Origin of the sequence: Pseudomonas sp. LFS074, from assembly GCF_047978165.1 — a bacterium.
GTDB classification, from domain to species: Bacteria; Pseudomonadota; Gammaproteobacteria; order Pseudomonadales; family Pseudomonadaceae; genus Aquipseudomonas; species Aquipseudomonas putida_P.
On sequence record NZ_JBFPFV010000001.1, the window covers coordinates 1,949,459 to 1,962,587 of the forward strand.

Annotated in this window: 12 protein-coding genes; 6 read left to right on the forward strand and 6 right to left on the reverse strand. The window is 64.5% G+C overall.

Translation table 11 applies throughout. The annotated features are described in order from the left end of the window. Positions 1-101: 101 nt before the first annotated feature. The gene (locus ACNQP3_RS08970) at positions 102-2,528 is read left to right on the forward strand and encodes a TonB-dependent receptor (protein WP_264317285.1); all 2,427 of its coding nucleotides are present in this window, start codon (positions 102-104) and stop codon (positions 2,526-2,528) included. Positions 2,529-2,568: 40 nt separating this feature from the next. Here the strand turns inward: ACNQP3_RS08970 and ACNQP3_RS08975 are convergent, their stop codons facing one another. Then, positions 2,569-3,459 (reverse strand): LysR family transcriptional regulator, encoded by an 891-nt coding sequence (locus ACNQP3_RS08975; RefSeq protein WP_060492976.1) that lies wholly within the window; start codon positions 3,457-3,459, stop codon positions 2,569-2,571. Between the two features lie 102 nt (positions 3,460-3,561). Here ACNQP3_RS08975 and ACNQP3_RS08980 point away from each other — a divergent pair, with 102 nt between their 5' ends. The 5 genes from ACNQP3_RS08980 to zapE all read left to right on the forward strand — a co-directional run bounded on the left by ACNQP3_RS08980 (position 3,562) and on the right by zapE (position 8,558). Next, positions 3,562-4,641 carry a polyamine ABC transporter substrate-binding protein gene (locus ACNQP3_RS08980; protein ID WP_012271481.1) on the forward strand — a complete coding sequence of 360 codons (1,080 nt, stop codon included), beginning with the start codon at positions 3,562-3,564 and terminating at the stop codon, positions 4,639-4,641. A 25-nt stretch (positions 4,642-4,666) separates the two neighbouring features. Further along, entirely contained in the window at positions 4,667-5,632 is a 966-nt protein-coding gene (speB, locus tag ACNQP3_RS08985; protein WP_264316948.1) for an agmatinase, read from the forward strand. Between the two features lie 227 nt (positions 5,633-5,859). Then, complete coding sequence (locus ACNQP3_RS08990; protein WP_060515243.1) at positions 5,860-6,177, forward strand: hypothetical protein; 318 nt, start codon at positions 5,860-5,862, stop codon at positions 6,175-6,177. A 22-nt stretch (positions 6,178-6,199) separates the two neighbouring features. Further along, the gene (locus tag ACNQP3_RS08995) at positions 6,200-7,351 is read left to right on the forward strand and encodes a PQQ-dependent sugar dehydrogenase (RefSeq protein ID WP_012271484.1); all 1,152 of its coding nucleotides are present in this window, start codon (positions 6,200-6,202) and stop codon (positions 7,349-7,351) included. Between the two features lie 100 nt (positions 7,352-7,451). Then, complete coding sequence (zapE, locus tag ACNQP3_RS09000) at positions 7,452-8,558, forward strand: cell division protein ZapE (protein ID WP_264316949.1); 1,107 nt, start codon at positions 7,452-7,454, stop codon at positions 8,556-8,558. Positions 8,559-8,590: 32 nt separating this feature from the next. On the opposite strand, the gene ACNQP3_RS09005 is transcribed toward zapE, so the two are convergent. The 5 genes from ACNQP3_RS09005 to ACNQP3_RS09025 form a co-directional block, all read right to left on the reverse strand. Then, positions 8,591-9,589 carry an alpha/beta fold hydrolase gene (locus tag ACNQP3_RS09005; RefSeq protein ID WP_012271486.1) on the reverse strand — a complete coding sequence of 333 codons (999 nt, stop codon included), beginning with the start codon at positions 9,587-9,589 and terminating at the stop codon, positions 8,591-8,593. 75 nt (positions 9,590-9,664) lie between these two features. Next, positions 9,665-10,102, reverse strand: a complete 438-nt coding sequence (locus tag ACNQP3_RS09010; protein ID WP_264316950.1) for a YqaA family protein — start codon at positions 10,100-10,102, stop codon at positions 9,665-9,667. After that, positions 10,102-10,530: a DUF411 domain-containing protein gene (locus ACNQP3_RS09015; protein WP_012271488.1), complete on the reverse strand. Its 429-nt coding sequence runs from the start codon at positions 10,528-10,530 to the stop codon at positions 10,102-10,104. Before ACNQP3_RS09015 ends, ACNQP3_RS09010 begins: the two co-directional genes overlap by 1 nt. A 14-nt stretch (positions 10,531-10,544) precedes the next feature. After that, positions 10,545-11,420, reverse strand: coding sequence for a copper resistance protein B (locus ACNQP3_RS09020; RefSeq protein WP_060492972.1), 876 nt, complete (start codon positions 11,418-11,420; stop codon positions 10,545-10,547). Next, positions 11,413-13,110, reverse strand: coding sequence for a copper resistance system multicopper oxidase (locus tag ACNQP3_RS09025; protein ID WP_371040030.1), 1,698 nt, complete (start codon positions 13,108-13,110; stop codon positions 11,413-11,415). Before ACNQP3_RS09025 ends, ACNQP3_RS09020 begins: the two co-directional genes overlap by 8 nt. Positions 13,111-13,129: the final 19 nt, after the last annotated feature.

Sequence of the window (13,129 nt, forward strand, 5' to 3'; positions counted from 1 at the left end):
CATTTGGCACTGCAAGTTCGTGCAAGCCAGATCGTCGTAGTGGGACTGATCAGCAACCCATTCTCATTTACGACTTGTCAGGAAGCTCATACGTGCCTCTGATGCTCAAGCCCTTGCACCGCCGTCGCGGTTCTCTTCACCACGCCCTGATGTCCTGCAGTGCCCTGGCCATGCTGGTCGGTCCGCTGCATGTGTGGGCCGCGACGACCACCGAACAGACCCAGATGCAGGCTCGCCAGGTTCAGCTCGACGTGCCAGCCCAACCGTTGGGCCAGGCCCTGACCACTTTCGCCGATCAGGCTGGCCTGCACCTGTTGTTCACCACTGGTGATGTCGCAGATCAGGCCAGCCCGGCGTTGCAGGGCAGCTACAGTGTCGAGCAGGCCCTGCAGCAGCTGCTGGCCGGCAGCGGCATGAGTTGGCAGTTCAGCGATGCCCGTACGGTCACCCTGCGTAAAACCGAGGCCGCGCCGCAGGCGGTCAACCTCAAGCCGATCGAAGTCAGCGTGGCCTCGCGCACCAGCACCGCAATCAGCGAAATCCCCGGCACCGTCTGGGTGGTCGAGCAGCAGCAGTTGCGCGAGCAGATCGACAGCGGTGTCAGCCTGAAGGAAGCCATCGGCAAGCTGGTGCCGGGCCTCGACCTGGCGCCGGAAGGGCGCACCAACTACGGCCAGAACATGCGCGGGCGCAACGTGCTGGTGATGATCGACGGGGTCAGCCAGAACAGCTCGCGCGGCCTGTCGCGCCAGTTCGACAGCATTTCGCCGTTCAACGTCGAGCGCGTCGAAGTGTTGTCGGGTGCCAGCGCCATCTACGGCGGTGGCGCCACCGGCGGCATCATCAACATCGTGACCAAGAAGGGCGAGCCCGGCCCGGCGCGGTTCGAGACCCAGCTGGGCGCCAGCAGCGGCTTCAACAACAGCGACGACCTGGCCACTCGCTTCGCCCAGTCGATCAGCGGCGGCAACGAGCGGGTCAATGCCCGGCTGGGTATCTCCGGTGAGCAGAACGAAGCCTTTTACGATGGTGCAGGCGACCAGATCTTCATCGACAACACCCAGACCGACCTGCAGTACAACCGCACCATCGATGTGCTCGGTACCTTGGGCCTGCAGTTGAACGACCAGCAGAGCCTCGACCTGTTGGCCCAGTACTACGACTCGGGCAACCACGGCAGCACGGGTATCTACTTCCCCAACCTCAACTACAACGCGCCGTCAGACCTGGAAGACGCCGAGCTGCGCAGCGGTTATTCGTCGGACCTGGAGCCGCGTACCCGACGCTTGTTGCTGAACGCCAATTACCACCACAACGACGTGCTGGGCCAGGATTTCTACCTGCAAGCCTCGTACCGCAAGGAAGACGACAACTTCTACCCGTTCCCGTACTACAACCGTGCCACGCCCACCGGTTCGCGCGGGGTGTACTTTGCTGCCTCGCAGCAGAACTTCGAGGTCACCAGCCTCAAGGGGCTGTTCGCCAAGCAATGGGACACGCTGAAGCTGACCTACGGCGTCGACCTGGACCGCGAGCGGTTCAACGCCGAGCAGACCACCTTCAATGCCCTGACTTCGTCCGAGTCGGGCGGCCTGGAGATGGAAAAGGACAGCAAGGCGGCGCGTTACCCCAGCTATCGGGTCGATGGTGTGTCGGTGTATGCCCAGCTGGACTGGCACGCCACCGACAACCTGACGTTCTCGGGCGGCGCTCGTCGCCAGCAGATGGACGTGGATGTCAGCGACTTCAAGGGCGTACCGGGCGGCAGCAACGACTACCAGGTGAACCTGTTCAACGTCGGTGCCATCTACGATTTCAAGAACGGCCACCAGGTGTGGACCAACTATGGCGAAGGCTTCGACCTGCCGGACCCAGCCAAGTACTACGGCAAGCCGAGCCTGAGCGTGGCCGACAACCCGCTGGCTGGCATCAAGAGCCGCCAGGTGGAGCTGGGCTGGCGCTATGCCGACCTGGGCTGGGATGCCCAGGCAGCGCTGTACTACATCTGGTCGGACAAGATCATCAACGTCGATTCGCAAACGCTGACCATCAACGTGGAAGAGCAGAAGAGCCGCGACTTTGGCTTTGAAGGTGCGCTGACCCGGCACTTCCAGGCCGGTTGGGAAACCGGCGGCACCTTGCACCTGACCCGCTCCGAAGAAGAGGCTGCAGACGGTGGCTGGATCAAGCGTGATGCCCGCTATGCTTCGCTGTCCAAGGCCACCGCGTTCGTCGGCTGGAAGGGCGATGGCCGCAGCGCGCGGTTGCAGGCCAACCATGCTTTCAGCCTGAAGGACGATGCCGACCACGAGATCGACGGCTACACCACCTTCGACTTGCTTGGCAGCCAGGACACCGGTTTCGGTACCTTCAGTGCCGGCATCCAGAACCTGCTGGACAAGCAGTACAGCACGGTCTGGGGGCAGCGTGCGACGCTCTTCTATTCACCGACCTACGGGCCAGCGTACCTGTATGACTACCAAGGGCGTGGGCGCACCTACACGCTGACCTGGAGCATGGCTTACTGAGTGTTGCAGCCTGAACTGGCCTCTGTGGGCGCGGGCCGGTTCAGGCAAATGCTGCCAGCAAGTCCTGCGCAAACGCCTGCTGTGCTTCACCAACCCCCTGTGCCCGGTGCCGGGCCAGGGTAAACGGCACCACGAAATCCAGCCCTGGGTCCAGCGCCCACAATAACCCCTCGGCCTCCCAGTCCTGCGCGCAGTGGCATGGCAGGTAGCCGATATGCCGCCCCGACAGAATGAACGTCAGCACGCTCTCGATCTGCTCCGCCACCGCCATGCTGCGCTGGCTCTGGAACGGCTCACCGCCTTTGAGAAAACGGTACGGATGGCGCACCTGGTCCATGTCCAGCAGCCGCTCAAGCCCAACCCCCGACTCGCCGAACAGCACATGCCCTTTGCCGCAATACAGCCGTTGCCTCTCCTCGAACAATGGCTGGTAATCAAAGGCCGCCTGGTTGCCGGAAAAGTAGCTGATGGCACAGTCCAGCCGCTGCTCCAGCAACAACCGCTCAAGCTCCGCTGGCGGTGCACTGATCAGCTCCAATTGCACCGATTCCTCTCGCTTGCGAAACGCCGCAATGGCCGCCGCCAGCTTCAGGCTGACTGCCTTGTCCTGGTTTTCCGCCAGACCGATGCGCACGTTGCCCAGCAACCGCCCAGCAACGCCGTTGGCCTGCTGGCGGAACTGCTCGATGTTCAGCAGCAGGCCACGCGCCGCCTCCAATAACAATTCACCTTTGTCCGTCAGGCGAAAACCACCCTTGCCACGGCTGCACAGACGGTAACCCAGGCGAGCCTCCAGCTGTGCCATGCGCTGGCTTATGGTGGGCTGGCTCAGGCCCAGCACGCCTTGCGCGGCGCTGAAGCCACCGGCCTGGACTACAGTGACGAACAGCCGCAGCAGGTGCAGATCGGGGTCGTGCAATTGTCCGAGCATTACATTGGTCCTGGTGAATGTCAGCTTTGCAAACTTGCCATTTCTGCAATGTAACCCGGCTGGCATGCTCGCGGCATCCACCCATTAGCCGAGGTGTCCGCCATGCGTCGATCGTTGTGCTTGTTGTCCCTGGTCCTGGCCTTGCCGTTACAGGCGCAAGAAAAGGTCGTGAACCTCTATAGCTGGGCCGACTACGTTGCCCCGCAAACCCTTCAGCGCTTCGAGCGAGAAACCGGCTACAAGGTGCGCTACGACACCTTCGACACCACTGAAGTGCTGGAAACCAAGCTGCTGACCGGTGGTAGCGGTTACGACGTGGTGGTGCCGTCAGCTACCGTGCTGGCCAGGGCGCTCAAGGCCAATGCCCTGCAACCGCTCGATCCTCAGGCCATGCCCGGCTACAGCAATCTCGACAAGGACCTGCTGGCCAAGCTCGCCGAGGCCGACCCCGGCAACCGCCATGCCGTGCCGTACACCTGGGGAACGCTGGGCCTTGGGGTGAATGTGGAGGCCGTGCGCCAGCGCCTGGGCGATGTGCCGCTCGACAGCCTCGACCTGCTGTTCAAGCCCGAGTACGCCAGCCGTCTGAAGGACTGCGGCATTGCCATGCCCGATTCGCCACAGGAAGTGATAGGGGTTGCCCTGAACTACCTGGGCAAAGACCCTTACAGCCAGAACAAGGATGACCTGGCTGCCGCGCAGAACCTGCTCAGCCAGTTGCAGCCGTCGATCAGCTATGTCGCCAATGGCCGGCAGATCAGCGACCTGGCCAATGGCAGCGTGTGCCTGGCGCTGACCTATAACGGTGATGCGGCAATGGCCGCCGACCAGGCCCGCCGTGCCGGCAAGCCGTTCGAGCTGATCTACCGCATCCCCCGCGAAGGCACGCTGGTGTGGCAGGACAACCTGGTCATTCCAAAAGACGCCCCGCACCCCGAGGCCGCGCGAGCGTTCATTGCCTTCATGCTCAAGCCCGAGTCGGTGGCGGCGCTGACCAACACGCTGTTCTTCGCCAATGCCAACCAAGCCGCCACACCACTGGTGGACGAAGCGGTGCGCAACGACCCGGACATCTACCCACCCGCCGAGGTACGCCAGCGCCTGTTCGCCGACCGCAGCATGGCCTTGGCCGATTTGCGCCAGCGTAACCGCCTTTGGACGGCTTTCCGCAGCCGCCAATGAGACATGACAACCAAGGAGCCCGACCGTGGAGCAAGCCGCAAGCAACGACCAGGCGATGACCCGCGACAGCCTGTATGGCACTGCCGCCGAAAGTACCTACGCCGGTATTACCAGTTTCTCTCGCCGCCGCTACAGCCGCGATTTGCGGGGTGTGGATGTGGTGGTCAGCGGTGTGCCGTTCGATACTGCCACCAGCAACCGCCCCGGCGCGCGTTTCGGCCCACGGGCGATCCGCGCCGCTTCGGTGCAGCAGGCCTGGGCCCGGCACTGGCCGTGGGCGTTCGACCCCTTCGACCACCTGGCGGTAATCGACTTTGGTGACTGCCCCTTCGACAGCGGCACGCCGCAGTCGGTGCCGGACAGCATCGAGGCCCATGCAGAGCATATCCTGCAGGCGGGTTGCGCCATGCTCACCCTCGGTGGCGACCACTTCATCAGCTACCCGCTGCTAAAGGCTCACGCCCGCCGCCATGGCCCGCTGGCGCTGATTCACTTCGATGCCCACAGTGATACCTGGCCGGACGAGGAGGGCAAGCGCATCGACCACGGCACCATGTTCTGGCATGCCGCCCGCGAAGGCCTGGTGGACCCGGCTCACTCGTTGCAGATCGGCCTGCGCACCACCAATGACGACAGCCAGGGCTTTGCCATTCTCGACGCCCGACAGGTGCACCGCCAAGGCACCGAGGCGGTGATTGCAGCGATTCGTCAGCGGGTGGGCGAGCGCCCGGTGTACCTGACCTTCGACATCGACTGCCTCGACCCGGCCTATGCGCCTGGCACCGGTACGCCGGTGTGTGGCGGGCTGAGCACGGTGCAGGCGCTGGAGATCCTGGGTGGGCTGCGCGGTATCAACCTGGTGGGCATGGACCTGGTGGAAGTGGCGCCGGCTTATGACCATGCCGATATCACGGCGCTGGCGGGGGCGACGCTGGCGATGGAGATGCTGTGTCTGTATGCCGCCCGGCATAAAGTGGATAAGGGCCAGTAACTTGGAGCCGCGTTGCGGCCCATCGCGATGCTAGGCCGCTGCTAGAAGCGAGCGCGTGCCCCCTGTAGGAGCGTCCTTGCGTCGCGATGGGCTGCAATGCAGCCCCATGGGCGCATACTGAAACATCAGGAATCATCTCCATCCATATTCACACTTTTGCCGCGAACCCTTCGCGCCTTAGGCTATCAAACCGACCAGGCGCGGCATTTTCGTACAGGAGGTGAAGCATGACCCCGACATTGCCCATCCTGGCCCTCGGCCTGGCTTTGTGCCTGCCCGCGCACGCAGCCCTGCAGCAGCCTTTGCAGCTCGCCGCCGGCAACAACAACCCCTACAACAGCCCGATCCAGCGCGCCAACCCCAACAGCCGCCAGGGCAGCATGCCGGCCACGCCACCGGTGCGCGGCCCGTCCACCGACCCGTACCAGCGTACCCCCACGCTGGACAACCGCGGCATCGGCAACGGCGACAACCTGCGCCGCCAGCAGCAAACCCCGAACCTGGAACCCACCCGGCCACCGCGCGACAATCCGCGTGCGCCATAAGCCCGATTGAAAGGAATCCTGCATGCTTCGAGCACCCTGGCTTGCCACCCTGACTGCCGCCGCGTTGCTGCCCTTGCTGGCGCAGGCAGCGGCGGAACAGCAGTTTCGCAGTGAAGAAGGCACCTTGACCGTCAGCACCGTTGCCGATGGCCTGCGCAACCCTTGGGCACTGGCGTTTCTGCCGGGCGGCAAGGACATGCTGGTGACCGAACGCACCGGCAACCTGCGGCTGGTCAATGCCGAGGGCAAGGTTGGCCCGCCGATCAGTGGCGTACCCAAGGTCTGGGCCGAAGGCCAGGGCGGCTTGCTGGACGTAGTGCTGTCGCCGGAGTTCGGCAAGGACCGCACCGTGTACCTGTCGTACGCCGAGGAGGGCAGTGATGGCAAGGCCGGTACCGCCGTGGGCCGTGGCCAGCTGTCTGAAGACCGTGCCCGGTTGGAGAACTTCACGGTGGTTTTCCGCCAGCAGCCCAAGCTGTCGGTGGGTAACCACTTCGGCTCGCGCCTGGTATTCGACCGCAACGGCTACCTGTTCATTGCCTTGGGCGAGAACAACCAGCGCCCCACTGCCCAAGACCTGGACAAGCTGCAAGGCAAGATCGTGCGCATCTTGCCGGACGGCGAAGTGCCCAAGGACAACCCCTTTGTCGGCAAGAGCAATGTGCGGCCGGAGATCTGGTCGTACGGCCACCGCAACCAGCAAGGCGCCGCGCTCAACCCTTGGACCGGCAAGCTGTGGACCCACGAGCACGGCCCGCGTGGCGGCGACGAAATCAACATACCCGAACCCGGCAAGAACTACGGCTGGCCGATTGCGACCCATGGCATCAACTACTCGCTGCTGCCGATCCCCGAGGCCAAGGGCAAGCACGTCGACGGCATGGTCGACCCGCACCATGTGTGGGAAAAGTCACCCGGTATCAGCGGCATGGCGTTCTACGACAGCCCGACGTTCAAGGCCTGGGACCACAACCTGTTCATTGGTGCGTTGGCCACTCAGGAACTCATCCGCTTGCAGCTGAAGGGGGACAAGGTGGTGCATGAGGAGCGTTTGCTGGGTGACTTGAAGGCGCGTATTCGCGATGTGCGGGTGGGGCCGGATGGGTACCTGTATGTACTGACCGATGACAAGGATGGGGCGTTGCTGAAGGTGGGCTTGGACGGCGACGCCTGACGCGCTCTCTTTGTGGGGGCGGTCAGTGCCAGCTCTGGAGTTTCATACACAACAGTTGCACCCACAATGTGTGCTCTGCACCCGCTGTGTAGAATGCGGCATGGCTACCGACCCCCAATCCTGCTACCAGCAAGCCCTGAACACCCAGGGCTTTGTCGCCGACCCCGCCCAGGCCCGCGCCGTCGAGGCCCTGCAAGCTTGCTTCCAGGCCGTCGAGCAAGGCCGCCCCACCCAGGGTATCTACCTCTGGGGGCCGGTGGGCCGGGGCAAGACCTGGCTGATGGATCAGTTCCACCGCTGTCTGCGCCTACCCAGCCGGCGCCAGCACTTCCACCACTTCATGGCCTGGGTCCATCAGCGCCTGTTTCAGCTTAACGGCACTGCCGACCCGCTTCTGGCCCTGGCTCGGGACTTGGCCGGGCAGATCCGTGTGCTGTGCTTCGATGAACTGTTCGTCAACGACATCGGTGATGCGATCATCCTCGGCCGCCTGTTTCAGGTTCTGTTCGACCAGGGTGTGGTGATTGTCGCCACTTCCAACCAGCCACCCGAGCAGCTCTACCGCGATGGCTTCAACCGCGAGCGGTTCCTGCCGGCTATTGCCGCCATCCAGCGGCACATGCAGGTACTGCCGGTGACGGGCGAGCAGGACCACCGTCTGCACCCCGGTGCAGAGCGGCAGCGCTACTGGGTAGCGGAGGCGGGGCAGGCCAGCCAGTTGGGCGGGGTGTTCTGCCAGCTTAGCCCGGAAGACAGCGGCACTGATCGGCCATTGGTGATCGGCTCCAGGCAGGTTCAAGTGGTGCGGCGCAGTGGGCAGGCTATCTGGTGCCGCTTCGCCGATCTGTGCGAACAACCTTTGGCGGCCATGGAGTTCATGGCCTTGTGCGATCAATTTCCCGCGATTTTGCTATCCGGCATACCGGCGCTGGGTGGTGAGCAGCGGGCGGGGCGTATTGCCCGCGGCACCGAGGATGGCGCGGCGCGGGTGGTGGCAGGCGACCGTGAACTGCCGGCACTGTCACCCAAGGATGACGCGGTACGCCGCTTCATTGCCCTGGTCGACGAATGCTACGACCGCCGTGTGGCCTTGTACCTGGAAGCACAGGTGCCGCTCGATGCCCTCTACACCCAAGGGTACTTGGCCTTTCCGTACCAACGAACCCTGAGCCGGCTTCGGGAGATGCAACTGCAACGCTTTGCCTGAAAAGGCGCCCAAGCATGCACCCGACTACGGGCTTACTTGTTCAGCCACTCAACCAAGGTACGGTTGAACCGCACCGGCTCCTCGATCTGCGGTGCATGCCCCATGCCTTCGAAGGTGATCAGTTCACCTTTGGGGATCAGCTTGGCCACCTGTGGCCCCAGCTCTGCATACTTGCCCAGCTTCGCCTTTACTTCCGGCGGCGCGATATCGCTGCCGATGGCCGTGGTGTCCTTGTCGCCTATCAGTAGCAAGGTCGGCATCTGCAGGTCGCTGAACTCGTGGTACACCGGCTGGGTGAAGATCATGTCGTAGATCAGCGCCGAATTCCACGCCACGGCTTCATGCCCCGGCCCTTTGTTCAGGCCCACCAGCATCTGTACCCAACGCTCGTATTCCGGCTTCCAGCGGCCGGCGTAGTAGGTCTTGCGCTCATATTCGCGCACCCCCTCGGCATCCAGCTTGAGCTCGCGGGCATACCACTGGTCCACGGTGCGGTAGGGCACGCCCAGGGCTTTCCAGTCTTCCAGGCCGATCGGGTTGACCATGGCAAGGCGTTCAACTTGCTGTGGGTACATCAGCGCGTAGCGGGTGGCGAGCATCCCGCCGGTGGAGTGGCCGAGCACGGTGGTTCGCTTCACGCCGAGCTGTTCGAGCAGGGCATGGGTATTGTCCGCCAGTTGCTGGAAGCTGTACTGGTAATGCGCCGGTTTGCTCGATGTACAGAAGCCGACCTGATCGGGGGCGATGACCCGGTAGCCGGCCTTGCTCAGGGCGTCGATGGTGGTTTCCCAGGTGGCGGCGCAAAAGTTCTTGCCGTGCATCAGTACCACGCTGTGGCCGTTGGCCTGGCCCTGGGCGGGCACGTCCATGTAGCCCATCTGCAGGGCCTGGCCCTGAGACTTGAAGTCGAAATGCTTGAGGGGGTGTGGGTAGTTGAACCCTTGCAGTTGTGGGCCGTAGGTGGGCGACTCGGCGGCGATGGCCGAACTGCCGGCCAGGCAGGCCAGAGCCAGGGCGGTTGCGCGCAGCATGTGGGCACTCCGTGTAGGGCCATGTAGGAATGGGCGACTTTAGCAGCCAGGCGCGGGCCGGAAACGTGAAAGGTGTTACCAGCCGTGAAACCAGCCCAGGGTAATCATGGCCAGCACCGCATAGCGGCCGGCCTTGGCCAGGGTCACCAGCAACAAAAAGCGCCAGAACGGCTCACGCATGATCCCGGCGATCAGCGTCAGCGGGTCGCCGATCACCGGCATCCAGCTGAGCAGCAGTGACCATTGCCCCCAGCGCTGGTAGCGCTGCTGCGCACGCTCCAACTGGGCAGCACTGAACGGGAACCAACGCTTGTCACGCAGGTGTTCAATGGCCCGCCCCAGCAGCCAGTTGACTACCGAACCCAACACATTGCCCAGGGTGGCGACCAGCAGCAGCGTCGCCCAGGCCTCGGGCTGGCGCAGCAATAGGCCGACCAGTACGGCCTCCGATTGCAGCGGTAGCAGGGTGGCGGCGCCAAAGGCGCTGAGGAACAGCGCCCACAGGCTGAGCATCAGTAGTTGGCTACAACGGTGTCCTGGCCCTCCTGGGTCACACCGATAACCTGGTAGGCATCCTTGTGGTCACCCATTTCCATGCCCGGCGAGCCCATGGGCATGCCCGGCACGGCCAGGCCCTTGAGGTCGCTGCGCTTGGTCAGCAGGCGTACCTGCTCGGCCGGTACGTGGCCTTCGACGAACTTGCCGTCGATCACCCCGGTATGGCACGACGCCAGCCGTGGCGCCACGCCCAGACGTTGCTTGACCGCGCTCATGTTCGGCTCGACGTGGTCGTTGACGGTGAAGCCGTTGTCCCGCAGGTGGCTGATCCAGGCCTTGCAGCAGCCGCAGTTGGGGTCGCGGTAGACGTCGATGGTCTCGGCGGCCTGGGCCAGGCCGGTGACGGCCAGCAGGCCCAGGGTCAGCAGGTGTTTGCGCAGCATGGTGAAGCACTCCTTTAGAAACGCAGGCGGATACCGGCGACCAGGCGGGTCTGGCCTTGGTCTTCGCCGTCTTCGCGGGCCTGGTCGGCACGCGTGCCGTGCAGGCGGTTGAAACTGACCCCGACGTAGGGGGCGAAGCCGCGCGTGATTTCGTAGCGCAGGCGCAGGCCCACTTCGCTGTCGGCCAGCCCCGCGCCTTGCTCGCGCCCGGCGTCATTGCGGCCGTAGAGGTTGGCTTCCAGGGTCGGTTCCAGTATCCAGCGGTTGGTCAGCAGCATAGCGTAAGCGGCTTCCAGGCGCAGCGCGGTCTGTTGCCGCTCGCCGGCATAAGCGGTGGCTTGCAGCTCCAGGCCGTACAATGGCGTGCCCTGGATACCGAAGGCGGCCCAAGCCTGGCCGCTGGCTGGCTTGAAGTCCTGGCGCACGCCGGCCACCAGCTCCCACCACGGGCTCACCGCATGGCCCCACAGTGCCTGCAGCTCGGCCTTGTGGGTCTTGCCCTGTTCGCGCTCGCCTTCACTGCGTAGCCACAGGCGGTCGATATCGCCGCCGACCCAGGCGGTGGCATTCCAGTTCAGGGCACTGCTGCTCTCGAAGTTCTGGTATTCGAGTTTGTCCACGACCACCGCCCAGTTCAGCGCCCTGTCATGCACCTGGTGCCCGGGCAAAGGTGGGAAGGCGGCGCGGCGGTCGGCGTCGGTGATGGCTGGCAGCGGCGTGCGAGGCTGGCTGGGGGTTGCCTGGCCATGGCCCATGCTTTCATGGTTCATGGTGCCGTGCTCCATGCTGGCGTGGTTCATGTGTGCCATGCCAGCGGCCGTCGCCCGTTCGCTGGCGAGCAAGGTCAGCAGCGTCACGCCAGCCATGATGCTTTTGCGGGTGTCATTCATCGACGCGTACCTCGCGGAACATGCCGGTCTCCATGTGGTAGAGCAGGTGGCAGTGATAGGCCCAGCGGCCCAACGCATCGGCGGTCACCCGGTAGGAACGGCGGCTGCCGGGCGGGATGTCGAGGGTGTGCTTGCGCACCAGGAACTGGCCGTGCTCGTCTTCCAGGTCGCTCCACATGCCGTGCAAGTGGATGGGGTGGGTCATCATGGTGTCGTTGACCAGGGTGATGCGGACCCGCTCGCCGTAGGTCAGGCGCAACGGCTCGGCATCACTGAACTTGATGCCGTCGAACGACCAGGCGAAGCGCTCCATGTGGCCGGTCAGGTGCAGCTCGATGTCTCTTGATGGCGTGCGGCCGTCGGGGTCGGGGTAGGGGCTGCGCAGGTCGGCATAGGTGAGTACGCGGCGGCCATTGTTGCGCAGGCCGATACCAGGGTCGGCCAGGTTGGCGCGTGGGGCCATGGTCTGCATGTCCACGAGCGGGTTGTCGGTTTCGCTGGCCGGGTGTTGCTGCATGGCCGACATGGCGGCGTGGTCCATGCCGGCCATGTTGCTGTGGTCCATGCTGGCCATGGCGCCCATGCCACCGTGGCCCATGTCATCCATGCTCAAGACCGGGCGCGGGTCGGGTGCAGGCACTGGCGCCTGTAGCCCGGCGGCGCGAGCCAGGGTGCCGCGGGCGAAGCCGGTGCGGTCCATGCTCTGGGCGAACAGGGTGTAGGCAGGTTGGTCGCCCACGGTCACCAGCACGTCGTAGGTCTCGGCCACGGCAATGCGCAGTTCGTCCACGCTCACCGGCGTCACCGGCAAGCCGTCGGCGGCGATCACCGTCAGCTTAAGCCCAGGGATGCGGAAGTCGAAATAGGTCATGGCCGAAGCGTTGATCAGCCGTAGACGCACGGTCTCGCCCGGCTGGAACAGGCAGGTGAAGTTGCCCTCCGGCGGCTGGCCGTTGAGCAGGTAGGTGTAGGTGGCGGCGCTGATATCCGCCAGGTCGGTGGGGCTCATGCGCATGCGTGCCCAGGCCGTGCGCTCGGCGACGGTCGGGCTCCAGCCCTTATCGGCAACGTCGTCGATGAAGTCGCCGACGGTGCGCTTGTGGTAGTTGTACGCGTCGGACTGTTTCTTCAGCGTGGCCATCAATTGCTCCGGCGCCTGGTCGGACCAGTCGCTGAACAGCAGCACATGGTCGCGCTGGTAGCGATGCGCTTCGGGCTCGCGTGGTTCGATCACGATCGCCCCGTATACCCCGGCCTGTTCCTGCAGCCCCGAATGGCTGTGGTACCAGTAGGTGCCGCTTTGGCGCAGGGTGAACTGGTACCGGTAGTCGCCGCCGGGCTCGATGCCGGCGAAGCTCAGGCCAGGTACGCCGTCCATGTTGGCCGGCAGGATGATGCCGTGCCAATGGATCGAGGTGTCCTGTGCCAGGCGGTTGCGCACGCGCAGGGTCACGGTGTCGCCTTCGCGCCAGCGCAGCAGAGGGCCGGGCAGGCTGTTGTTGATGGTCAATGCGGTGCGCGGGCGGCCAGTGATGTTCACCGGCGTCTGGCCGATGAACAGCTCGAAGTGCTGGCCGGCCAGGTCACGGCCTTCGGCGGCCTGGGCCAGCGGGCGCCACAGCCCCAGGCCCGCCAGTGTGCTGGCGGCGCCCAGGCCTTTGACGAAGGTACGGCGGGAGGGGTTGCGCAACATGGCGTGGCCTCATGCG